Raw genomic sequence first — 24,620 nt, 5'->3', positions numbered from 1 at the left:
AATGGTTACTAACGAATACATAGTTGAAACACTTGAACTGACTGCAAAGTTAATGGAATTGCACGATGCCGACGAGTTTCGGATAAGAGCTTATACCAACGCCGTTTATTACCTCGACAAATTTACCGGAGACCTCGCCGGTATGGACCTCACCCAACTTACACAGGTGCAGGGCGTGGGCAAAACCGTGGCAGGCAAAGTGCTTGAGATAGTAACTACCGGAACCCTGAAAGAGTTACAGGATTTGTTGACTAATACCCCCGAGGGCGTGATTGACATGTTCAAAATAAAGGGCATAGGGGTTAAGAAAATAAAAGTGCTATGGAAAGAAGTGGGCATAGACAATATCAATGATTTGCAGATAGCCTGCGAAAACGGCACCCTGGGCAAAGTAAAAGGCTTTGGCGGCAAAACGCAGGATTCTATACTGGAATCAATCGTTTTTTTGCAAAGCCAGGCAGGTAAACTTCGCATGGATAAAGCCGAAGCGCTGGCAGAAACCATTGCAGCAGATCTGAAAAAGTATTTCAGCAAGGCAGAGGTATCTGGACAGGTGCGCCGTAAAAACGAAATCGTTGATTCATTGCTGTTTCTGGTAACTGACGAAGCACCCAAAGCGCATGGTTTCTTTACACATTTGCCTGAAAGTTTTGCTGAAAACCCCCGCATATCGTCGCCCTTTACCTGGCGCGGTAAATACCTGGATAACAAAATAGACCTCGAAATCAGGTTTGTGCCTGCCAGCCAGCTGGTGCAAAAGCAGTTTATATATTCGGCAGATATCAGCCACCTGAAACATAAAAACGAGCAGGGCAAAACCCTGATGCAGATAAGCGCAGCGCAGGGTATCAGCACCGAAGAAGAGATTTACGAAAAATACGGCATACCATACATCATACCCGAAATGCGCGAAGGCGCAGGCGAGTTTGAGTGGATAAACAACCACAAAAACGAAGACCTGATAACCTGGCAGGGCCTGAAAGGTATTTTGCATAACCACTCTACGTATTCTGACGGCCGGCATTCGCTCGAGCAAATGGCGCGCTATTGTCAGGAACTGGGCTTTGAGTACCTCGGCATCGCCGACCACTCGCAGTCGGCGCAGTATGCATCGGGGCTGGGTGTGCATAAAGTAATGCAACAGCATACCGAAATTGAAGAACTGAACCAAAAACTGAATGCAGGCGGAGGCAAGCCCTTTAAAATTCTGAAAGGCATTGAGTCGGATATTCTGGGCGATGGCTCACTGGATTACCCCGATGAGGTGCTGGCTACTTTTGATTTTGTGGTGGCGTCGGTCCACTCGAACCTGAACATGACAGAAGCACGCGCCACCGAACGCCTCCTGAAAGCCATCGAAAACCCATATACTACTATTCTGGGGCACCCAACAGGCAGGCTGCTGCTATCAAGGCAAGGATACCCCATAGACTACAAGGTCGTTATAGACAGTTGTGCGGCGAACGGCGTGGTGATAGAAATCAACGCCAGCCCATACCGCCTTGATTTAGACTGGCGCTGGATACAATATGCCCTTGAAAAAGGCGTAAGGCTGAGCATAAACCCCGATGCCCACGAAATGGATGGCTACATGGATATGCACTATGGCGTAGCAGTAGCCCGCAAAGGCGGCCTTACCACCAGCATGACCTTCAATGCCCTGAGCCTGGCGGAAATAGAAGCTTTTTTGGCGCAACGGAAACAAAGGGTAAAATGAAAGTTGTTTGGGTTTTTTATAGACGCAGCGTCTCACTAAGAAAAAATAATAAATAAAATTTCCTGAAAGTTAACAGCAGAAGCAATAAACATGAAAGCTATGCAAAAAACCATTACTTTTCTGATGTTTGTCGGTGAGCAATACGGCAAAGCCGAAGAGGCCATCAGGTTTTACGTATCCTTATTTAAGGATTCAGCCATTCAGCACATAGAACATTATGAAACCGACGAACCGGGCGGCCATAAAGGAAAAGTGAAGCACGCCACCTTTACTTTGGCGGGGCAAACCTATATGGCCATAGACAGCAGCTTTGCGCACCAGTTCAGTTTTACGCCAGCGGTGTCGGTCTACGTCAATTGTGAAACCGAAGAAGAAATAGATGCCCTTTACAGCAGTCTGTCGGAAGGCGGCATGATTATGATGCCCCTGGGTGAGTACCCCTTCAGCAAGAAATTCGCCTTCATTGCCGATAAATTTGGATTGAGCTGGCAGTTGAGTTGGGGTTTGGGTAATAAATGAATCAGTTTGCCCGAGCGCAAAATTTTGAAATGTTACCTTTTATTTAGAAAAAAATAGTTTATCGCCTAATAAATTAAATATATCAAATGACTATAAAAGAGGCAATACTAAAAAGTTTAGAAGAAATTGGAGGTTTGACGAATTATAATGACATAACAAATCATATTATTTTAAAGAATTATATAGATTTCAAAGATTCTAAAACACCTTCTTCAACGGTTTCAGCACAATTAGGGGATTTTATCAGAATTGGCGATTCGCGAGTAAAAAGAATTAAAAAGTCGGGATCCTATTTATATTATTTAACTAAAAATGAGCAATCAGTTGAAATTGAAATCCTTTCAGGAGACAATAAAGTAGTTCCAGATAAGATTGAAAATAAAGTAAAAACAAAAGCTTTTCAAGAAAGAGATTTACATAAGCTTTTAAGCAGTTATTTAAAGAATACAGAAATTTATTCTAAAACAATCTTCCATGAACAATCCAATGGAAATGATAATAATCAAATATGGACTCACCCGGATATAGTTGGGATAAAGTTCTTAAATTTAAGAAGCAAGGCAAGTCAAAATTTCATTAAGGCAATTAATAAGGTAGATACTTTCAAACTTAGTTCGTATGAAATTAAGAAAGAAATAAATAGTGATAGCGAACTAAAAAGAGCTTTTTTTCAGGCAGTTTCAAATTCAAGTTGGGCGAATTATGGATACTTAGTTGTTTTTGAATATAGTGATAGTTTGACTGAAGAAATGGCAAGATTAAATGAATCTTTTGGAATTGGTATAATTAAAATAGAATCAAACCCATATCAAAGCCGAGTTCTATTTACAGCCCGATACCACGATTTAGATTTTAAAACGATTGATAAACTTTGTAAAATAAATAGTGAATTTGAAAAATTTATAGAGCAGGCTGAAAAACTCTTGACAGCAGAGGAAAGATATTATAAGTCGACAGAAAAAGAACTTGATGAATTTTGTGATAAATATTTCATTAATGATTCTGAAATTTATGAATATTGCATAGATAAACGCATACCAATTGAAAAACCAAAAGAAGAATAGTGAATCCCCGGTATGACTGAATCAACATTCAGCCAAACCGGGGCAGATGCGCTACCAATAAATGCCAATGCCAAAAGGATTTAGCCTTTCCCCAAAAACAAAACGTCGAAATACTTCAGATTCCAGAACGGAATAAAATTGTACTTCAATTCCTGTTTTCTGATTTTGCCCAATGCAACTAACCTGCTGCCGGAAATATAAGGATGATACACCAACGACCACAGCAGCAATATAATGGCAAAAGTTTCGGCTGTAATCAAGCCAAGGTTTGATAAGAGCATCAATACCATAAATGGTGCCAGTATCAGTTCATAAAAATTGAGCGTATTTTTTAGCGATTCCATAGCGTTGTTTTTTCTACTAATGTAAATCTTTTCTGCAGTCGTTCTAAGTGCCGTTCAATAAATTTTTTTTTGAAGCCCCTCTGTTTGGCTCCATTTCAATTGAGTCAGTTTGTTTGCTGTTCTTAGAACGGCAGTACCAAAATTTCAGCCTTCTATTTTAACCGCCATTGCAGCATCCAGTCATAAATCTCCGGTTTTTCGTAGAGAAACTGAATGCCATGCCCTTCGTTTTCCAGCCTTTTAAACGCAATATTTCCGTTGCAAGCCTCCAGGGCTTTTACAATGCGCTCGGTCTCGTTTATATCAACAATAGTATCTGCCGTGCCATGATACGTATAAATGGGTTTTTCTTTCAGGTTTTGGCATAGCTGGCCCAATTCATTTTCACCTACCCACCCACACAATGGCACCAGCGCTGCCAATTTACTGGCGTGGGCGGCTCCGGCCACAAAAGTACCATTGCCTCCCAGGCTTATGCCTGTCAGGTACACACGGGTCGGGTCAATTCTGTATCGGGTTTTCAGTTCATCATACAGTAGGTCAAACCAGTTGTCGCTGCCCCAGCTTTTGCCATCAGGGCATTGTGGTGATGCAATTATAAAATCAAATTCTTTTCCCTGTGCAATCAGTTGCGGTATGCCGTAGCCTTTCAGTTTGTTGAGGTCTTTGCCCCGGTGCGAGCTTCCATGCAAATAGATAATAACCGGATATGGCACAGTTTTTTTGTCGTAGTCCTTGGGTAAGTACAATAAATATTTATACTTCACCTGGGGTTTGTCTGGCATTTGTGCCAGCAATGGCCTGGCCGCAAAAACCAAAAGATAACAGCATAAAAGCCGGTAATACAATAGCAAAACCCGAAAAACGCACATAGTAGCTTAATAATAATAAATTGATTATCAGTAATTTGTAAAGCGCATATAAGTGTATTTGCAAATTAGCAATTTTTATTTGATTTAATTACAAATTAGCTACGCCACTTTAAAACCATTACCATTGAAATTAATTTTTTTTTAATTTTATATTCAGCGTTATATTAGATTAATACAATAGCACAAGTATCTATAATCGACAGCTTTAATATGTTTTATCTACACAAGTTGCAGATTGGTCGCCTAATGAACGGTAGTCACTAAACTTTAAGTCTATTTGTTGCTCTAATTGATGTCAACGAAAAATATCCAATGAAGAAGCATCTATTTTTATTATCCATTGCCCTGCTGGTTTCGGTGGGCTTGTTTGCTCAGGGAGTAGAAGTTACCGGCAAAGTGCAGGAGGCCAAAACCAAAATTTCAGTGGTTGGTGCCAGCGTATTACTGATAAACCAGGCCGATAGCACCCAGCGAAAGGGTGTACAGGCTGATACCGCCGGTTTTTTCCGTTTCACGGGTGTGCAGGCAGGTGCCTACCTGCTGCGCGTTACGTCTATCGGGTATGACGACCTCCGCAGCAAAATAACCGTAGGCACTACCAACAAAAACCTGGGTGTGCTGATAATGGGCGAAAACGCCCGCCAGCTAAGTGAGGTAATTGTGCGCGAAAAGCAGATAAGGGTAGAACAAAAAGGTGATACCGTTCAGTTTAACGCCAATGCCTTTAAAACCAACCCCGATGCTTCGGCCGAAGACCTGGTGAAAAAAATGCCAGGCGTTACCATTGAAAACGGCGTGGTAAAAGCACAGGGCGAAGAAGTAAAAAAAGTAACGGTTGACGGACAGGAGTTTTTTGGCGACGATGCCACGCTGGCGCTTAAAAACCTGCCGGCCGAAATTATAGATAAAGTACAGGTATTTGACCGCCTCAGCGAGCAAGCCCAGTTTACTGGCTTTGACGACGGTAACTCTGTTAAAACCATTAATATTACAACCCTGCAAGGCAAAAATAACGGCCAGTTTGGTAAGGTTTACGCTGGTTATGGCGAAAACGACCGCTATCAGTCGGGTGTGAGTATGAATCTCTTCAAAAAAGACCAGCGGCTAACTATCATTGGCCTGTCTAATAACATTAATCAGCAGAATTTTTCTAATCAGGATATCCTGGGTGTGCTTGGCTCGTCAGGCGGTGGTGGCTTTGGCGGCGGTGCCGGTGGCTTTGCCGGTGGCGGCGGCGCCCGTCCAGGTGGTGGCGGAGGAGGTGGAGGCTTCGGCGGCGGCGGACGCCCCGGTGGCGGTGGCGGCGGAACCAACGCCGGAGACTTTATGGTTGGCCAGCAACCGGGTATTGCCCACACTACATCTATCGGTCTTAATTACAGCGACAACCTCGGCAAAAAAGTAAAACTAAACACCAGCTACTTTTTTAACTCGGCTAAAAACAGCAACTCAGGCTCTGCCAACCGCGAGTACCTGGGTACTATTCCCCAGACATATACAGAAATCAACGGTTCGGAAAACGACAACCTGAACCACCGCGTTACTATGCGTCTGGAATACAACATCAACAAAAACAACTCTATTATATTTACACCGCGTATTAGCTGGCAGGATAACGACACCTACTCTATGCAGGATGGCAAAACCATGTTGCAGGGTGCCTTGCAAAACACCACCAGTACTACGCGTAACGCAAACAATAAAGGGTATAACTTATCGGGTGAGGTACTTTTCCGTCACCGTTTTACCAAAGAGGGCCGCACGTTCTCGTTAAGCCTGCAGGATAACCTGAGCGACAGAACAGGCCTGAGCAGCCAGTATTCGCTAAGCCGGTATTTTTCACCGAACGACACCACCCAGATCATTAATCAGCAAACGCGCTCTTATACGTACAGCAACCGGGTGTCGGCCATTGCAACCTATACCGAGCCTGTTGGTAAAACAGGCCAGATTCAGTTCGACCACAACATATCTTACAACCTGAGTACCTCCGACAGGCGTGTCAATGCTTTCGACGAAAAAACTGATACTTATTCTATTCTTAACCAGTCTTTAAGCTCGGTTTTTGATAACGATTACCTTACCAACCGTACTGGTGTAAGTTATCGTATCCGCAATCAGCAGTCGTTTTTCACGGTTGGGGCGGCGTATCAGAACGCCCAGCTGGCCAGCGAGCAAACCTACCCAACGGCTCAGAACGTGAAGTACACTTTCAACAGTGTGTTGCCCAATGCTATGTTCAACTACCGTTTTCAGAACAAAGCCAACATCAGGGTGTTTTACCGTACCAGCACCAATGCGCCTTCGGTTAATCAGTTGCAGGATGTTATCAACAACAGCAACCCTACGCAGCTTTCAACCGGTAACCCTGACCTGAAACAAGACTACAGCCACTCGGTTTCTTTCCGTTTTGGTTCAACACAGTCTAAAACAGCCCAGAGCTTCAATATATTCGGTAACTTCAGTTACTCAAACAATGCCATTGTGCAGTCAACCTTTATTGCCGATAAAGATTATCAACTGGCCGACGGCATCATTCTTTTCAGAGGGTCGCAGCTTACCAAGCCGGTTAATATGGATGGCCTGCTGAACGTTCGCTCTTTTGTAAGTTATGGTTTACCGGTTTCGGCCATTAAATCAAACGTTAATTTCAATGCGGGGGTATCTTACCTTAAAAACCCCAACCTGATAAACAACGTGAAAAGTTTTACCAATAACTATGGCATTAACGGTGGCGTGGTAATAAGCAGCAGTATGAGCGAGAAGTTCGACTTCACCGTGTCTTATTCGCCCAGCTACAACATTGTGCGCAACAGCTTGCAGGCTAATCTGAACAGCAACTTCCTGACCCAGAACACCAACGCCAAAGTGAATTGGTTGTTTGGCAAAGGCTTTGTGTTACAAACCGAGGTGGTCAATCAGGCTTTCTCAGGTCTGGGTGCGGGCTACAACAGAAACTTTACTTTATGGAATGGCGGTTTGGGCTACAAATTCCTGAAAAAACAGGCAGCCGAGCTCCGCTTTAATGTGTTTGATATTCTGAAACAAAACAACAGCATCAGCCGTAATGTATCAACGGCCTATGTAGAAGACGTAAGAAACATGGTGCTGGGCCGGTATTATATGGTTACCTTCACTTACAACCTGCGTAACTTCAGATTGTAGTCTGCGATACTGTTTATAAAATAAGGGGCTGTATAAAAGTCTTGCTAAAACAGGTAATACCAAGATACAGCCCCTTTGTTGTTATAAACTTCAACAGTACCGGTTCTATGTGCCAATTAAATATTGGCGTGTTACTTAACGAACGAACTAATTTCTGGCAGGATAACCCACGCAAAATCAATTGCTGATAAACTATTATCCAACAGTCGGCACCAGCTTATTCATGAATATTTGGCTAGACAGTAGGAGGCAGGCAAGGATAGCTTATTTATCTGCGTGTTGACAAAAACGGCCGATACATTAGTTTTCTTTCGCTTGGCGATGTGGAATGCAACTGGATTAATAAACGCACCTAAGCCAAAACAGCAAGCGATTGGTAAAACAAAATCCGTGCTTATAAAAGCTTTGTTCAGTTGCGAGCGGTTAACAAGAGGATACAAGGCTATACTTGCGCATTTACCTGTTTTGGCGTATCAACAAGTTAGCTGAAAATTGCTCTATGCTGATTTTCAGCAGTAATACTGCCGATTCTTTCAATTCAAATCATCTTAATGCAAGCAATATAAGCGAGAGGTTAAACGAACTTGTTAGTCGGATAAATTTATTAAATTCCTGAGTAGCAATGCAAGGGATAAATAACTTTTTTATTTAAAGGTATCAGGCGAAGAGGGTCTTGTTTTTAGAGAATTAAATTACTGATTCAATACACCACTGGCAGGCTGTCGACCAATCGTTTTAAGTATGCCATCCATCCGGTTTTAATCCTTTCCAATGCAGATATTACTTTCGGCTAACCACCCCCTTCAGCGTAAGTGTATGTAGTACAGTTTTGGTATTAGTTTCAATCACAACAGATTGTTCAACTTGTGCCGAGTCCTGGCTGCTATCGTATGAAATCCAGATTTCTCCGGTTTCGTCAGGCAGAATATTATTGCCGGTTGATACTATTTTTATGCAGGGGCAACTGGAGTCTAATTTTTTTATTTTTAGCTCGGTATTTCCCACATTTTTGTATTTGAAGGGAATCAGGATAACCTTTCCCTGCGGGATAGTGTTAAAGTTGATAGTATCGCGTTCCATCTTTATTTCGGCAATTTTCTCGCCCTCACTACACGAAAACAGACAGGCCGCCAGCAAAAGTACAGCGTATTTCATTTTTGATTCAGAAAAGTTTCAGTAAAGCTCTATGCACTATTGGGCACAGCAATTTACTCAAATATAGCAGAAATTCAGATTCCTCTCAATAAATAGTCAGGATAAATGTAAGCAGCAGGCTCATTGCGCATGAAAGCAGCGCGGCGTTAGTCTTTGGCGTGCAAATATACCCGGTGGCGGTAAACGTCAGGCCACCGGGTACACCAATAGCATCTTGAATACGCTATCGATATATTCAATATTCCTACTCATAAAACGGCAAAAACTTGGGCGGCATTTCTTTCAGTTTCGGTGGTTTAGAGTTAATCTTCCTGCCGTTCAGTACAGTTTCGTAATACTCAATATACTTGCGGGTTGTTTGTGCCATAGTAAAGTTATCTGCTATGTACTCCGAGCACCGTTTGTTGTCGTAGCTATCAACATCCGCCAGCGCCTCAATCAGTACCGATTTCTTGTCTGACAGCACGCCCATTCCGGCGGGTACCAGTTCTGGCAAAGACCCATACGGCGTGCCAAACACAGGGCTGCCCATATACATACTCTCAATAATAGCAATACCGAAAGGCTCATGCCACAAAACCGGAAACAGTAAACCTTTTGACGTACGCAGCAACTGGTTTTTCTCTTCGCCGCCTATCATACCATAAAAACGAATGCTGGGGTAGGGGGTAAACCGGAAGCCCATTTTAATATTGAGCCTGGTGCCGCCCAGCACAGCCAGTTTGTTGCCACTGGCCCGGGCTATGCTTATGGCCCCTTTTACGTTTTTTATGCGCCAGGCAGCCTTGGCCAGAAAATGCAGATGTGTGCGCGGCGCCTTAAAATCTGGTTTGCCGTATTCTTCCAGCTTCAGGCCGTTATACACAAAGGCGTCAGACCCATATCTTTCAGCATGATTTCTGGATACAAAAACGGTGTTTTCGTCACACGCTTCAAAGTCGTTTTTGTTACCTTGTATCATTACAATATAAGGTTTCGGCAACGGCTCTTTTGGTTTCTCGTAGAGATGTACAATGTCTGTTTCCTCAGGAATTTGCCTTGCCAGCGGTATTTCCGGGTTGTAATGTATAACCTTCGCAAAGCTGCTCTTTGTACCTTTGGGCGCAATAAATGTAACTTTATGGCCCATTTTTGTTAATTCTTCACCTAACCACCAAATGATACGTTCACTACCACCATATTTAGTCACAGGCAAAACTGAGTTACTACAAATCAGAATGTTCATTTTATATAAATGCGGATTTAAGAAAGCAAAAGTATAGCCACTTATTGAATAAGTAACGGATCTGGAGTAAAACTATTGTTATGCTTTTGGGTATTTTAAGGTTTTGGTCTCTACGGCTTTGTGATTCATCCATACGTTTTTGTAGGCAGGCAAAAAAAGAAGGCCAAAACAAGTAGAAAAAATGTGCCTGGTAAAGCAAAACCAATTCGGGACGATTCTTATAATGACCAATAAATGTTCATTTTTTTTAATTAAATGATTCGCGGTATTTAAGTGGTGATAAACTAGTTTTACTCTTAAACAATTTGTTGAAAGATTGAGGATGCTCAAAACCCAGTTGGTAGGCAATTTCACTAACTGAAAGATTTGTGGCCGCCAATGATTCTTTTGCTTTTTCAATCATTTTATTATGAATGTGTTGCTGCGTACTTTGCCCCGTTAAAATACGTAGCATATCGCTTAAGTAATTGGCTGATACATTCAGTTTGTCGGCAAAGTACTGAACACTAGGCAAGCCTGAAAGTGCTAATTTGTCGCCGCTGAAATAATCGTCTAACAAGGTTTCCAGTTTTGTAAGCAAATCGCCGTTTGCCGTTTTACGTGTAATAAACTGACGATTATAAAAACGGTTGGAGTAATTCAGTAATAATTCTAACTGTGAAACCATTACGTCCTGGCTAAAGGCGTCAATTGAATGGTTAAACTCTGCTTCAATACTTTTTAAGATTGATTCAATCATGCGCTCTTCATCTTCACTTAAATGCAGGGCTTCGTTTACTGAATAGGAAAAGAAACCATAGTCTTTAATTGTTTTTCCCAGCGGGTAATTTCTGATAAAATCGGCATGAAAAACCAGCCACCAGCCCTCAGGTTGGTGGTCTGCTCCATTATCAGAAATTATTTGTCCGGGTTCCATAAAAGCCAAAACGCCTTCATCAAAATCGTAATAATTTTGCCCGTATTTCATTTTGCTACCCATACAATGTTTCAGCGAAACCGTATAGAAGTTTAAAACGATACTTACAGGTTCATGATGTGCCTCCGTAGCAACATCGCCCAAATTTATTAATCCAATAAGCGGATGTTTCGGCTTTGGCAATCCTGATATTCTGTATAATTCAGATATGGAATTAACAGCAACAATTCTATTTTCCTTCCTTTTCATTTAGCCAAAATTATAAATAAAACCGGTTAGTTTTTCTGAAATATCCCATAGCTTTTTTGCAAGTAATTTATCATACGATTTGTCACTTGATGTTACCAGTTCAGGGAATCCTTTCATTTCATTCATTCTAGTTGGGCCAAAAAACTCCGAACCCCTCAGTTTCTCTTCCGTAGCGGCCCTTAAAATAGGCAAAGCCCCGGTTTCTACGTTCTGTGCAAGTAGGGTATTCATTAATACTGACACAAAAAAACCATAGTTTTTCTGAAGGTTGGTTTTGGTATAACCAGGGTGAGCAACAGTGGCAATTATTGGTGAATTACTGGCTTTCAGCCTTCTGTCCAGCTCGTACGTAAAAAGAAGGTTCGCCAGTTTGCTTTGTCCATAAGCATAGTCTTTATTGTACGACTTCTCAAAATTCAGGTCGTCAAAAAAAATGTCAGCCCCGCCAAATTGTTTTTCTTTATGAACCAGACTGCTCTGGGTGGCAATTCGTGCACCCGGGGTTTTCTTCAACACGTCAAGCAGTAAACCTGTAAGCAAAAAATGCCCCAGATGGTTTGCACCCAGCTGCACTTCAAAGCCTTGTTTCGTTAGTTCACGTTTCTGAGGAGCCATTACACCTGCATTGTTTATTAAAACATGCAATTGATTATACTTCAGATGAAATTGCTCAGAAAACTTTTTAATTGAGTCAAAGTCGGCCAGGTCCAGTAGCATCACATCAATTTTTGCGTTTGGGTTGGTTGCTTTGATTTGGCCAGCTGCTTCTTCCCCTTTTTGAAGGTTACGCACTGCCATAATTACGTAAGCACCTTTGCTGCATAAAACTTTTGATGCTTCAAGGCCAATGCCACTATTTGCACCTGTAATAAGTATTGTTTTCCCGATTTGTGAAGGAATATTGTCTGCATTCCAATTTGATTTTGCCATTTTGTTTTGATTTTTGTTGTTGGTACAAAGTTCAGCAAACAAAAAATAGATTTTGTAATCAAATCTCTGAATGATGTATCCAAATCCTGGGTAATTTTTAATGGCTACCTCCTTTTTTGGTAATGCTTTATGAACACGCATTCTGGTTTCCTTCTGAAACCAACCTGACAAGCAACTTATTTCAATAAGTTTGCTTAGCTGGTTGTGTGCGGGTTGACAATATAATTATTTCAAAAGACTTGGAACATAAATGCCAATGTCGTATATTTACGTCATAATTCAAATCAAACCCCATGACATACGCCAAAACCAGTCTTTTTGATGTGCAGCAGCAGGAAATCGCCCAGATTGCCAAGGCTTTGTCGCATCCGGCGCGTGTGGCCATTATTCAGTTTCTGGCAAAAAAGCAGGTGTGTGTATCGGGCGATATCTCTAACGAACTACCCCTGAGCCGTACCACGGTGTCGCAACACTTGCAGGAGCTGAAAGAGCTGGGCATTATTCAGGGCGAAGTTAGCGGGCAGCATGTTTGCTATTGTCTGGATATGCAGGTGGTAGCACGCGTAAAAGCGCTATTTCAATTGTTTTTTGAATCGGCTCTGGCTAATTCACAGGCAGAGTGCTGTTAAAAATTTTTTGCACATATTTGTCGTATGTTTACGTCATACACCATAAAACTTAATCAAACAATGACAAACACAGAACAAAACCTGAAACAACTGGTACAGGAGAAGTACAGCGAAATTGCCTTGCAGGATGCAGACCTGAATCGTGCCTCTTGCTGCGGAGCAGGCGGCTGCTCAACAGAGGTTTACAACATCATGGCCGACGATTATACGAATCTGAACGGCTACACTACCGATGCCGACCTGGGCCTGGGCTGCGGTTTGCCCACGCAGTTTGCCCGCATAAGCAAAGGCGACACCGTGGTTGACCTGGGCTCGGGTGCCGGCAACGATTGCTTTGTGGCACGTGCCGAAACCGGAGAAACCGGCCGCGTAATTGGTATTGATTTTACGTCTGCCATGATTGAGAAGGCGCGTATCAACGCCGCAAAGCTGAATTACACCAATGTGGAGTTCCGTCAGGGAGATATTGAGGATATTCCGTTGCGAGACAACCGCGCCGATGTGGTTGTGAGTAACTGTGTGCTTAACCTGGTGCCCAACAAGGCAGCCGTTTTTGCTGAAATCAAGCGTATCCTGAAACCCGGCGGGCATTTTAGTATTTCAGACATTGTACTGACTGGCCACCTGCCCGAAAAACTGAAAGAGGCCGCCGAAATGTATGCCGGATGCGTCGCCGGGGCTATTCAGAAAGATGAGTACCTGCAAATGATTGCAGATTCCGGCTTTCAGAATATCATAATTCAGAAAGAAAAGCCTATTATTGTGCCTGACGACATTCTGGCCAATTACCTGAGCCCGGCTGAAATTGCTGATTTCAGAAACAGTACGTCGGGTATTTTCAGCATTACAGTTTATGCCGAAAAAGAGGGCCTCAAATGCTGCGCTCCGGGGGCTGGGTGTTGTTAGTATCACGGATGGGTAATCCGTGTTTCGTACTACGGATTGATAATCCGTAGGGGGGCATATACAAAGCCCCCAAATAATTTTTATTTTACCATATAAACATAACCCTAACGAATGAAAAAAGTGCAGGCGTAGAAACCCACGGGCTAAACCCGGGTGCCATAGCCACCATGCAGGAAGACGGCATCGATATCAGCGGGCATACCTCAAACAATGTTGATGAATACGCTCATATTGATTTCGACTACGTAATTACCGTATGCCACAACGCCCTTGAACGCTGTCCGGTTTTTCCGGGGGCAGTGTGGCAGTTGCACCATAATTTCCCGGACCCATCCCAATTTAAAGGCGCCTCAGAAGAAGCAAACAAGGCGGAGTTCCATCGGGTACGTAATCTGATAAAAGAGTATCTTCAGAATTTTGTGGCTGCACAGCTCTGAAATATAAGCGGGCCAATGCCTCTTTACAATGCCCTGAAATGCAAAAAGGTAACCTAAAAGGCTACCTTTTCTTATTGAACAATTCTCTTACCGCGCTCTGTTACTTCAAAACCAATTCCTCTCGTTCAATTTCCTGCGCTTGCTTGTTGGCTTCTTTATAGCCGTTTGAAGTAAGCAAATTCTTTTGTTTATAGTTTCTGTGCCTGTTACCCAACTTTACGTCAAAAACAACTTTGTTGGCTTTAGGGGCACCTGAATGTGCTTTGTAATTGCGGTGATTATCCAACGGGTTGGTTGAGTAATCGTTTGAAATCGCAATCCTGCTCGATTCCGCCTGCTTACTTTTTTTGGCCAGCAGCATATTCTGCTGTTTATAGTTAACCGGCTGCGAAGCCTTACTTTGCGCGTATGCGGTAGATGCAACGGCCAAAGCCGCCAACACCACCAGGGTGCTTATTTTAGTTCTCATTTTTTTTCGAATAATTTTTGTTTGTACTACCTATATAACGGGTATAAGTACTCAAAAGTTGCAGAAAAAATGAGTATTAATATTTTTTTAAGGTGAGTATATATACTTAACACTTTTAAGCGAGAAACATTTGCCGACAAACAGAAGCAGCAAACCCATGACAACAAAAAAATGGGTGAGCCGGTAATTGAAAGGTGCATTAATTGCCGATGCAAAGGTACAAAAGAAGCGCCACAAAAACGAAGCCCAACCCCTGCTTTTTGCCTGAAAATCTACAAGAAAAACGCACCAGATTATTTAAAAAAAAACTCTTGGCAGGTCTTTTGAGGCTGACTATAAATTTCTGTACCTTTGGTAAGCTCAAAAAAAATCGTGCTATTTATCCTAAAAAATCACTCTTAACAGCAGGAAGAAAAAATGAAAAATCTTTCACAAACATTCTTATTATTACTACTACAGGTATTTGTTTTTAGTACCCATGCCCAAAAAAACAAGGCATTTACACCTAAAGAAGTGTATCAGTCAAAAGACCTGATCATTACCCAGATTGCCGATAATTCTTTCCTGCATGTATCGTATCACCAAACCAACGACTTCGGCAATGTACCGTGTAACGGCCTGGTGGTCAGAAACGGCCATGAGGTTATAGTTTTCGACACCCCCACCAAAGACAATAGCGCCGAAGAACTCATAAAATGGGTTACAGAAACGCTACATTGCCAGATAAAAGCGGTTATTCCTACCCATTTTCATACCGACTGCCTCGGTGGGCTCAATGCGTTTCATCAGCATAACATTCCGTCTTATGCCAGTTTTAAAACAATTGAGCTGGCAAAGGAAGACAAAATGCCTGTGCCACAAAACGGCTTTAAAGACCTGCTGACCCTGAAAGTTGGCAAAAAACAGGCAACAGCCAGGTTCTTTGGCGAAGGCCATACCAAAGACAACGTTGTGGGTTACTTTGCGCCTGACGACGTCATGTTTGGCGGCTGCCTCATCAAAGAAATAGATGCCAGCAAAGGTTATCTGGGCGACGCCAACGTGGCCGAATGGTCGGCCACGGTTGAAAAAGTAAAAGCCGCTTACCCGAAAGCAAAAATTGTGATACCCGGGCATGGCGAATACGGCAATCAGTCATTGCTTGACTACACCATTCAATTGTTTAAGTAGCGCCCCAACCGGTGTTTTTTAGGCATAATCTGCTCATGGTTTCATACTGCCCGCCCGGCTTACTTTTATATATAAAGTAGCCCGGGCGTTGTTTTTGTGGCTAAGTAATAAAATATCGTTGTTTCATGCCCAATAAAACAAGTTCTGTTAAGAATAATTAAAACTGTTTCTTAATTTTGGAAACTTAAAAAATGAAAACTCAATGACACAAAAGAAAGCCACGATTCCGGTTTGTGCCGTTTTTGATATTGGTAAAACAAATAAAAAGTTACTCGTTTTCGACCAGAATTATCAGATTCTACACGAAGAACAGGTGCAGCTTGATGAATCGCTCGATGACGACGGCTTTCCATCAGACGACCTCCTGCAACTCACAAACTGGATTAAAAACAGCTTTCAAGTCCTGTCAGAAAACCCCGACTATGATATCAGGGCACTTAATTTCTCGGCCTATGGTGCAAGCCTGGTACACCTTGACGGCAACGGAAAACCCCTGGCAGCCTTATATAATTACCTGAAAACCCTCCCTAAAACGCTTCGTAATGATTTTGTAGAAAAATACGGAAGCGATATCTATCGCCAAACCGCCTCGCCAGACCTCGGCATGCTCAATTCGGCTATGCAGTTATACTGGCTCAAAAACCAGAAGCCGTCGCTTTTTCATCTCATTCGTCATTCATTGCATCTCCCTCAGTACTGTAGCTTTTTGTTTACCGGCCAGCCCGTTTCCGAAATCACCAGCGTGGGTTGCCATACCCTGCTTTGGGATTTCGAAAAACACAACTACCACGCCTGGGTAGAGGCAGAGCACTTGCACTCGGTGCAGCAAAAACCTAAACTTACCAATGAGGTAGTAGTAGATACCGCCACAGGCCGGGCCATAGGCATAGGCGTGCACGATAGTTCGTCGGCATTGGTGCCATACCTGCGTTCTTTTGACGAAGAGTTTGTGCTGCTGTCAACCGGTACCTGGGCCATCAGCCTTAATCCGTTTAACGAAGAGCCGCTTACCAGTGCCGAAATGGCCAAAGATTGCCTGTCTTACCTGAATTATGAGGGCAAACCGGTGAAGGCATCCAGAATTTTTGCAGGCAATGAACACGAACGGCAGGTGAAACATCTGGCCGATTATTATAATGTAAATGTTAATTACTATAAAGAGGTAAGGTTTGATACCAACCTGATTATGCACCTCCGCAAGAAATACAAACAAGCCACCCCCGAAACAGCCGACGTAACCCTGGACTGCCCCTTTGTTGAACGCAACATCAACCTGTTTAAGTCGTACGAAGAAGCCTACCACCAGTTTATGTTAGACCTGGTGGCGCAGCAGATAGCCTCTTTACGCCTCACCATAGGCCGAAAGGGCGTACGCAGGATTTTTGTAGAAGGTGGTTTCTCTAAAAACGAAATTTTTATGAATCTACTGGCCGATGCGTTTTTTCACAAGCAGGTTTTTGCCTCAGAAATTGCGCAGGCATCGGCATTAGGTGCGGCTTTGGTTATACACGAACACTGGAACTCCCAACCCATACCCGAGCAGATTATTCGTTTAAAGCGGTATTATTAAAATTACGGCAAAGTATTTAGAATCGGGGTATTTAAACTGCAATAAATGAAGTGATTGGGTGGCACCATTCAGTTCAGCCTATTCAGGCGCTTTTATACCAAACTGAAGCTCAACCGGTTTCTCAAATCATTCAAAATGTGTTACAGGCTGCTTAGCCACCCCGGTTGTTTCGCTAAAAAAATCAGGAAATACCCAACCCCCTCTAAAAAGAGTAGGGGAAATAAAAAAGTATCGAACATAAAATGAAAGCACTAACCTTACAGGAAGCAGGAAAGTTTGCCTACCAATTGGTGAGCGAGCCTGCTCCCTTACAACCACACGAGGCCCTTGTAAAAGTACACCGCATAGGTATTTGCGGCACAGATTACCACGCCTATCGCGGTAGGCAGCCTTTTTTCTCTTATCCGCGCATTTTGGGCCATGAGCTGGGCGTTGAAGTGATAGAAACCGGCACTGCCGTAACCAACCTGAAACCCGGCGACCGCTGTGCCGTTGAGCCGTATCTGCACTGCGGGCATTGCCAGTCTTGCCGTAACGGCAAAACCAATTGCTGCGAAAACCTGCAGGTGCTGGGCGTGCATACCGACGGCGGCATGACAGAATACCTGAAACTGCCTGCCGCCAAACTTTATGCGTCGGCTCAACTGAACTTTGAGCAACTGGCGCTGGTTGAAACCCTGGGCATTGGCTGCCATGCCGTTAACCGTTCAGGTATTACCGCGGCCGACAAAGTGCTGGTAATAGGGGCGGGGCCCATAGGGCTGGCCTGTTTGCAGTTTGCCAAAATTAAAGGTGCAAAAGTAGTGATGCTGGACGTAAACGAGGCCCGCCTGAATTTTGCCAGAAATACCATGCAGGCTGATGCCACCGTAGTGGCCTCAGACAACAGCCTGGAGGCCGTTAAAGCGCAACTGGATGGCGATATGCCCACGGCCATTTTTGATGCCACCGGCAACCCCGGCTCTATGATGCGTACCTTTGAAATGGCGGCCTTTGGCGGCAAAATTATATTTGTAGGCTTGTTTCAGGGAGATATGACTTTCTTTGACCCGCTTTTCCACCGGCGAGAACTCACCATTTTTGCCAGCAGAAATGCCCTGCCGGAAGATTTTATTAATATCATTCAATGGATGGAAGAAGGCCGTATAGACACCAACGCCTGGATAACCCACCGCGTGGCCTTTGCCGACGTGGCCGGTAGTTTTGAACACCTGCTGCAGTCGGGGCATGAACTGGTAAAAGCCGTAATAACGCTTTAAAAGCGAATGAAAAAATAAAAAGTTCCTTAAGTACAATATTTTTTTTCATTTAAGCGTTATATTACTAGATTCTTCAGGGGAAAGTTAGTACCTTGTGAAAGGACTACCTAACCCCTTTAAACCCCTTTAATGAAACCTTCAAAATACAGCAGAGTGAAATTCCTTAATAAGGATAAATCGCTCTTTTTTTCAGTTCTGCGTTCAAAAGTAGATAGTTATTTCCACGAAAATCAGATTCAGAAAACAGGCGGACAAAAAATTATGGTAAAGGCAATTTGTATGTTGTCTCTTTACCTGGGTTCTTTTGCGCTTATTTTAAGTGGGCAATGTGCCTTATGGCAAATGTGGCTGCTTACCATACTGATGGGTGTGGGTGTTGCCGGAGTAGGTATGTCTGTCATGCACGACGCCATTCACGGCTCGTTTTCTGAGCATCACTGGATCAACCGCCTCTTTGGTGCATCTTTGTACCTGCTTGGGGGTAATGTTTACAACTGGGAGATTCAACACAACCGCCTGCATCATACTTTTACCAATATTCATGAAGTAGACGAAGACATCACCGGCAAGTTTCTGCTTCGTTTATCGTGCAGCGACAAACTCAAACGCATCCACAGATTTCAGCATATTTATGCTTTCTTTTTATATAGCCTCATGACCTTGTCTTTTCTCTGGAAAGACTTCAAAGAAATTGCTTTATATAACGAGATGTCTAAAACCGGGCTGGTAAAGTCGTACCCGCGCAATGAGATTTTCCGTCTGCTTATAGGCAAAGTGGCTTATATTCTGGTAATTGGTGTTTTGCCGATGGTGGTTTTAAATTTGAGCTTTGGCCAGTGGCTGATTGGTTTCATGACCATGCACGCCATAGCAGGGCTGATATTGAGCACCATTTTTCAGCTGGCGCACGTGGTAGAAGGCGCACACCAGCCATCGCCCGACGAAAAAGGTAATATCGAAAACTCTTGGGCTATTCATCAGCTCAATACCACTTCTAACTTTGCCAGCAGAAATTACCTGTTATCATGGTATATCGGCGGGCTCGACTACCAGATTGAACATCATCTTTTTCCGCATATTTCGCACGTGCATTACCGTTATATATCGCCCATTGTACGCAGCACCGCCGAAGAATACGGCATTCTCTATAACGACAAAGCATCGTTCATTAACGGCCTCGACTCGCACATCAGAATGCTGAAGCATCTCGGGAAGTTAGCCAATTAGTGAATTAGCGGGCGGCGTTCCGTTGAATGAGTGAATGAGCGGAACGCCGCCCGCTCAATCGCTCAATCGCTCAATCAGCGGAACGCCGCCCGCTCATTCACAAAAGCGTCGCCGGGTCCAGCAGGTTATTTTTGATGGCAAAAACAACAAGCCCGGCCGTGTTTCTTACACCCGTTTTTTCAAGCAGGTTGTTACGGTGGCCGTCAACGGTACGAATACTGATAAACAATTTCTCGGCAATTTCCTGCGCTGTGTACTGGCGGCAGATGAGGTCAAGCACTTCCAGTTCGCGCTGCGTGAGCGTCGATGGTATGTTCTGGGGTATCAGCAGCCGGGGTTTCTTGCCTGTCAGGCGGTCTTTCATGGTTTTCAGAAAAACCTCATTGAAATAAAACCCCTTCTCAATTACCGTTACAATAGCTTTTTCTACTTCGGCAGGCTCAACATTCTTAAACAGATAGCCATTAATACCCAGCTCCATGAGGTGCGCCACAAAGCGGTCATCGCTATGCACTGATAACACAATAATCCTGATATCCGGGTAGTCGGAGTGCAGAATCCTGGTGGTTTCAATGCCGTTCAGTTCTGGCATTGATAAATCAAGCAACACAATATCGGGCTTTACCTCAGCAGTTTTAATGGCATCAAGTAAAGTCTTGCCGTTGTCGGCTTCTAAAATAATCTCCATTTTATCCAGATTATTAATGATGGCGGCCATCCCTTTTCTGAATAAAATCTGGTCATCTGCAATAGCAATTTTAATCATCTTCATAAGTATAGTATAGCAAACCTATACAGGTACTGGTTGACAAAGTTCAATTTGTATTTAATCAGTAGCAGGTTGAAGACTGATATTAGGTACGCAAGTACCTACAAATCCGGAATTTCAATATCCACTCTCAGGCCGGCACCGGGAGATGTAACAAACCTGGTCTGGCCGTTCAGCAGCCGGGTTCGGGCCTCTATATTTTTAAGACCAAGGCTTCTTTTCTGATACGCTTCTACAAAATCAAAGCCCCTGCCGTTGTCGGCATATTTAATGTATAGAAAGGTATTTTCTTTCCTTATCGATAGCGTTAGTTCTGTGGCTTCAGCATGCTTTACGGCATTATTCAGCAACTCTTGCAAGAGCCTGTAAACGGCCAGGCTTTGGGTGTTGCCCGGTTGCTCGGGTATTACTATAGTTAGATTGATGTCAATTCCGGCAACGGCCGCCACTTTTTCGCACAGGCTTTCAATGGCATAAGGCAGGCCAAACTCTTCCAGCCCTTGTGGCAGCAGGTCGTTTGATATCCGCCTTACGTTTTCTATGATGTTGTCTATCAGCTGTTTATAGCCCACGGTGGTAATTTGCGGCCTGGTGGGCAGCTCATTAACCATCAGGCGCATTACAGACAAAGACGCACCCACCTCGTCGTGCAGGTCGCGGGCCAGCCTTTTGCGTTCCTGCTCAATGGCATCCATCGCACTAAAAAACAGCTCGCGCTGGTGCTTGGCTTCTGCTTCCTGAATACGAATGCGGTGTTCAAGCATCCGGCGTTGGTAAAGCACCATAAAAATTACAATGCCGCAGGCCATCATTAAAAGCATCAACGTACCACCAATCAACATCACATACATATCTAGCGGGGCTCCTGTTGTTGCGGGCTGTACCATAAACCAATAGCAATAAAAATATAGGTCAAACCCAACAGGCAGGCATGAATTGCCCAAGATAACATACTCAGGCGGAGGTCCATCCTCAATAGCAAATTTCCGAGAACAAATAAAAACAGACTCCCTGCAAAGTAAAACAGAAAACCGGCATTAATCCAAAACAAAGGAGATTTTTCTATGTAAATAATCTCTAGTGATTTAATCATCTTGTAATAGGTTGCCAGGGCAAAAAAAACAAAAATGATGCTTTCCAGCCCACGTGGGTAAGTATTAAACCCTGTAAGTGGTTGCACGTATATAAAATTGAGCACAGCAAGCACCGAAAAAAGCGCAATAGCCACATAAAAAACACCCTTTGGTATAAAATTTTGCAGATAGGTTTTATAGAACCAGCTGATAATGGCAAACTCAATGATGGTATAGAAATGCAGAAACGGCAGGTTGTTATTTAACAATTCAGCAGTAACGATTGACACCACCTCAGAAAAAAGCGCAAAGCATAAATAAACAGCAACGGCTTTCAGCTCTTTTGTAAGGTGTTTTTTTCTATACACAGCAATGGCAACCGGAAAAAGCAATACAACTGAAACATACGTTACCAGCCACGTTGTAATTTTTACAAGCATCGGGTGTCTTTTTTAATAGTCAATTATATAACCCGGAGGTAGGCAGACAGCCCTGCCGGATATATATTTTCAGAAAAAGGTGTTCTGGGGGGCTTACCTGTAAGCGCCACAACAAATGTAGCCCTTTTTTAAGGGGTTGCATACCCGTAAAAATACCTGTTTTATAGGTGTTGTGGCATATACGTAAAACTACGCAAGCGCAAAACAGGTATTTTTACCCGTAAATTATTTTAAAATTATGCCCATTTTTGCATGTTGGTTTTCCGGTACGCCTTTTGCTATTTTGTGAGTCTTACTCAGGGTTGCTAAATCAGCAGAACCATGCCCTGCAACAGAAAGCCAACCAGGCACGCACCAGATATTAATCCATTTCAACGCACCGCATTAAAAGTATATTAGGGTTTGGCCTAACTAAGTCAGTAAATGTCTGCTTATCATTAGCGGCACATTTCTTCTTTTTATATCTCTGCCTTTATTTATTTGGTTTACCTGCGCCGTACTAATTCTGATTTATTATTTATCTTTGCGCCCTGTCTTATTTTAACCTTAACAGGTACCACCTGATTTGCAGCCATGAGCGCCATTTTTGGAATCATCTTTACGTCTCCACCAAAATCTGATTCAGCCTTTGCAGCTATGCAGCAAGCCATGGCACACAGGGCCAAAGACGGTAAAGGTACATATCATGATACCCGGGCGTTTTTAGCCACATACCAGCTTATTACGTCTGTGAGGCAGCATAACGAGCTATTGCCGTATCAGGAAGATGAATATGTAATTACCTGCGACAGCCGCCTTGACAACCAGAGCAACATCATAAGCCTGCTGGGCCTGCCCCATAAAAACCATGAAATAGCCGATGCCTGCCTGATACTGAAGCTATACCGTAAATATGGCAGCAACTGTACCGATTACCTGGTTGGTGAGTTTGCCTTTGTAATCTGGAACAAAGAAACCAGAACCATCTTTGCAGCTACCGACCACATGGGTTTCAGGTCTTTTTATTACTATTACAACGGGCAGGCGTTTGTGTTTGCCAGTGAGATAAAAGGTATAACAGCCGCAAACCAGACCCCGAAAAGATTTGACAGGAACAATACCGTAAATAAGTTTATGGTTAATTTTGATGGCGGTACTTACGATGCCGACATCAAACAACTGCCCGCGGCTACCCGTCTTACCTGGCAGTGTGATGAGCCGCATTCTATTGGGCTTTACAAATACTGGCAGCTTAAAAAGCAGGGCAGGTATGCCTTTACTAACGATAGTGACTGGGCAGCCTGCATGAGAGAACTCATTATCAATGCCGTTAACAAAAGGCTGGATACCGACAAGCCCGTGGGGATTTCGTTAAGCGGCGGGCTAGACTCCTCATTTCTGGCTGGTATTCTGGCCACAGAGCTGCAAAAAAAGAATAAGCCATTATATACTATTTCTAACGTATTAAGCCCCGATTACACAGGAACCCAAAAAGACGAACGCTATTATATGGAACTAATGGGTAAAAAGTATCCTAATATTCAGCAGGAGTTTATTGATTTTTCAGACGGTTCGGGGCCTTTCACTAATCTGGTCGATACATTTGAACGCCTCGAAGTGTTGGCCTATCCTTTTATTTATACAGATAAACGCCTGTTTGAAACCGCAAGCCAAAAAGGAATAGGTTTGTTTTTTAATGGTTTTGGCGGAGACTTCGCCATGTCTTACAAAGGCGATGGCCTGATATATGACCAGCTTAAAGCGGGTCAATTACGTGCGGCATTTAAATCTTTAGCCTTTATAGCCGCCGATAACAAAATATCATTTCTTCAGGCTTTCAGGACATGCATACTGGATAACTCTTTTGCCAGAAAACTGTACGAGCCCATTCTTCCTTACCTTCGGCTTGAGAGGCAGGCTTTGCTAAGTAAAGAACTGGCACCTCTGGCAGCCGGAAAAGTAGCCTTCGGCGCAACAGCGTCAGTTAAAAAAAGGCTTGCCACCATTATCAATACTGGTACCTTGGGTGGGATGCTTTTTAGTACGCAAAAAAAACTAAGTGCCTCTTACGGTATAGAAAGCACGGTTCCGTTACTTGATAAAAACCTGATGGAGTTTTTTATGGATATTCCGCCAGAGCAGTTTCTGGTAAATAATTGGCAGCGGTCTTTAATGCGCAGGGCTATGGAGGGTTTTGTGCCAAAGGAAATTCAGTGGAGAAAAGACAAGAAGCCATTTGTGCTTGATTTCACCGAAAAATTCATTCAGTCGCATACGTATATAGATGCTGTTCTACAAGATGCCAGCTATGAGCGCAGCAGGCAGGCACTTCATATAAATCGTTTTAAGACGTTGTATGGGGCTATTCTTGAAGGCAAACGAAACAATACTGACTGCCGTATTGCTGCATGGGCAGTTGAACTGGTGGCATACCTACACTGGCTTGAGGCGAAAGATTATTTCTATAAAAAAGTTTAGTTTTCTAAAATACAATTTCTAATTTTGTTTTACAGGATTTTTCTGATTCATTTATACC

General features: G+C 43.3%; 22 protein-coding genes. 12 read left to right on the top strand and 10 right to left on the bottom strand.

Going from position 1 to position 24,620, the window contains the following annotated elements; all coding sequences use genetic code 11:
- The first annotated feature begins 1 nt into the window (after position 1).
- From C0V77_RS09960 to C0V77_RS09950, 3 genes are all read left to right on the top strand, one after another.
- Positions 2-1,717: a DNA polymerase/3'-5' exonuclease PolX gene (locus C0V77_RS09960; protein ID WP_101726195.1), complete on the top strand. Its 1,716-nt coding sequence runs from the start codon at positions 2-4 to the stop codon at positions 1,715-1,717.
- A gap of 99 nt (positions 1,718-1,816) precedes the next feature.
- Positions 1,817-2,236 (top strand): VOC family protein, encoded by a 420-nt coding sequence (locus C0V77_RS09955; RefSeq protein WP_101726295.1) that lies wholly within the window; start codon positions 1,817-1,819, stop codon positions 2,234-2,236.
- A gap of 86 nt (positions 2,237-2,322) precedes the next feature.
- Positions 2,323-3,300: a hypothetical protein gene (locus C0V77_RS09950; protein ID WP_101726194.1), complete on the top strand. Its 978-nt coding sequence runs from the start codon at positions 2,323-2,325 to the stop codon at positions 3,298-3,300.
- 80 nt (positions 3,301-3,380) lie between these two features.
- Here the strand turns inward: C0V77_RS09950 and C0V77_RS09945 are convergent, their stop codons facing one another.
- Together C0V77_RS09945 and C0V77_RS09940 are read right to left on the bottom strand one after the other, a co-directional pair.
- A complete protein-coding gene (locus tag C0V77_RS09945; RefSeq protein ID WP_101726193.1) occupies positions 3,381-3,644 on the bottom strand; it encodes a hypothetical protein in 264 nt (87 codons plus the stop codon).
- A gap of 152 nt (positions 3,645-3,796) precedes the next feature.
- Positions 3,797-4,516, bottom strand: a complete 720-nt coding sequence (locus tag C0V77_RS09940; protein WP_229236251.1) for a prolyl oligopeptidase family serine peptidase — start codon at positions 4,514-4,516, stop codon at positions 3,797-3,799.
- 312 nt (positions 4,517-4,828) lie between these two features.
- Between C0V77_RS09940 and C0V77_RS09930 the strand changes: the two genes are divergently transcribed.
- Positions 4,829-7,681: an outer membrane beta-barrel protein gene (locus C0V77_RS09930; protein ID WP_101726190.1), complete on the top strand. Its 2,853-nt coding sequence runs from the start codon at positions 4,829-4,831 to the stop codon at positions 7,679-7,681.
- A 780-nt stretch (positions 7,682-8,461) separates the two neighbouring features.
- Here the strand turns inward: C0V77_RS09930 and C0V77_RS09925 are convergent.
- From C0V77_RS09925 to C0V77_RS09910, 4 genes are all read right to left on the bottom strand, one after another.
- Complete coding sequence (locus C0V77_RS09925; protein ID WP_101726189.1) at positions 8,462-8,836, bottom strand: DUF1573 domain-containing protein; 375 nt, start codon at positions 8,834-8,836, stop codon at positions 8,462-8,464.
- A 244-nt stretch (positions 8,837-9,080) separates the two neighbouring features.
- Entirely contained in the window at positions 9,081-10,061 is a 981-nt protein-coding gene (locus C0V77_RS09920; protein ID WP_101726188.1) for a glycosyltransferase, read from the bottom strand.
- 247 nt (positions 10,062-10,308) lie between these two features.
- Complete coding sequence (locus tag C0V77_RS09915; RefSeq protein WP_101726187.1) at positions 10,309-11,226, bottom strand: AraC family transcriptional regulator; 918 nt, start codon at positions 11,224-11,226, stop codon at positions 10,309-10,311.
- Positions 11,227-12,156 carry an oxidoreductase gene (locus tag C0V77_RS09910; RefSeq protein WP_101726294.1) on the bottom strand — a complete coding sequence of 310 codons (930 nt, stop codon included), beginning with the start codon at positions 12,154-12,156 and terminating at the stop codon, positions 11,227-11,229.
- Positions 12,157-12,449: 293 nt separating this feature from the next.
- Between C0V77_RS09910 and C0V77_RS09905 the strand changes: the two genes are divergently transcribed.
- From C0V77_RS09905 to C0V77_RS09895, 3 genes are all read left to right on the top strand, one after another.
- Positions 12,450-12,785 (top strand): helix-turn-helix transcriptional regulator, encoded by a 336-nt coding sequence (locus tag C0V77_RS09905; protein WP_101726186.1) that lies wholly within the window; start codon positions 12,450-12,452, stop codon positions 12,783-12,785.
- 60 nt (positions 12,786-12,845) lie between these two features.
- On the top strand, positions 12,846-13,691 hold the full coding sequence (locus tag C0V77_RS09900) for an arsenite methyltransferase (RefSeq protein ID WP_101726293.1): 846 nt from the start codon (positions 12,846-12,848) through the stop codon (positions 13,689-13,691).
- Between the two features lie 92 nt (positions 13,692-13,783).
- Entirely contained in the window at positions 13,784-14,128 is a 345-nt protein-coding gene (locus C0V77_RS09895; protein ID WP_101726185.1) for an arsenate reductase ArsC, read from the top strand.
- A gap of 100 nt (positions 14,129-14,228) precedes the next feature.
- On the opposite strand, the gene C0V77_RS09890 is transcribed toward C0V77_RS09895, so the two are convergent.
- The gene (locus tag C0V77_RS09890) at positions 14,229-14,597 is read right to left on the bottom strand and encodes a hypothetical protein (RefSeq protein WP_101726184.1); all 369 of its coding nucleotides are present in this window, start codon (positions 14,595-14,597) and stop codon (positions 14,229-14,231) included.
- 417 nt (positions 14,598-15,014) lie between these two features.
- Here C0V77_RS09890 and bla point away from each other — a divergent pair, with 417 nt between their 5' ends.
- The 4 genes from bla (at position 15,015) to C0V77_RS09865 (ending at position 19,823) form a co-directional block, all read left to right on the top strand.
- Positions 15,015-15,767: a subclass B1 metallo-beta-lactamase gene (gene bla, locus C0V77_RS09880; protein WP_101726182.1), complete on the top strand. Its 753-nt coding sequence runs from the start codon at positions 15,015-15,017 to the stop codon at positions 15,765-15,767.
- A gap of 202 nt (positions 15,768-15,969) precedes the next feature.
- A complete protein-coding gene (locus C0V77_RS09875) occupies positions 15,970-17,337 on the top strand; it encodes an FGGY-family carbohydrate kinase (protein ID WP_173830534.1) in 1,368 nt (455 codons plus the stop codon).
- A gap of 242 nt (positions 17,338-17,579) precedes the next feature.
- On the top strand, positions 17,580-18,596 hold the full coding sequence (locus C0V77_RS09870; RefSeq protein WP_101726181.1) for a zinc-binding alcohol dehydrogenase family protein: 1,017 nt from the start codon (positions 17,580-17,582) through the stop codon (positions 18,594-18,596).
- A 129-nt stretch (positions 18,597-18,725) separates the two neighbouring features.
- Positions 18,726-19,823, top strand: coding sequence for an acyl-CoA desaturase (locus C0V77_RS09865; protein ID WP_101726180.1), 1,098 nt, complete (start codon positions 18,726-18,728; stop codon positions 19,821-19,823).
- A gap of 97 nt (positions 19,824-19,920) precedes the next feature.
- Here C0V77_RS09865 and C0V77_RS09860 read toward each other — a convergent pair whose 3' ends face one another.
- The 3 genes from C0V77_RS09860 to C0V77_RS09850 form a co-directional block, all read right to left on the bottom strand.
- Positions 19,921-20,595, bottom strand: coding sequence for a response regulator transcription factor (locus tag C0V77_RS09860; protein WP_101726179.1), 675 nt, complete (start codon positions 20,593-20,595; stop codon positions 19,921-19,923).
- A 98-nt stretch (positions 20,596-20,693) separates the two neighbouring features.
- On the bottom strand, positions 20,694-21,479 hold the full coding sequence (locus tag C0V77_RS09855; protein ID WP_101726178.1) for a sensor histidine kinase: 786 nt from the start codon (positions 21,477-21,479) through the stop codon (positions 20,694-20,696).
- Complete coding sequence (locus tag C0V77_RS09850; protein WP_101726177.1) at positions 21,446-22,105, bottom strand: hypothetical protein; 660 nt, start codon at positions 22,103-22,105, stop codon at positions 21,446-21,448. The genes C0V77_RS09855 and C0V77_RS09850 overlap by 34 nt, the downstream gene beginning before the upstream one ends.
- Before the next feature lie 573 nt (positions 22,106-22,678).
- Between C0V77_RS09850 and C0V77_RS09845 the strand changes: the two genes are divergently transcribed.
- Complete coding sequence (locus tag C0V77_RS09845; RefSeq protein WP_101726176.1) at positions 22,679-24,562, top strand: asparagine synthase-related protein; 1,884 nt, start codon at positions 22,679-22,681, stop codon at positions 24,560-24,562.
- Positions 24,563-24,620 lie beyond the last annotated feature (58 nt).

It is taken from the genome of Emticicia sp. TH156, assembly GCF_002855535.1.
GTDB classification, from domain to species: Bacteria; Bacteroidota; Bacteroidia; order Cytophagales; family Spirosomataceae; genus Emticicia; species Emticicia fluvialis.
The sequence above is the reverse complement of the archived record's forward strand: the minus strand, read 5'-3'. Positions and strand labels throughout refer to the sequence as shown.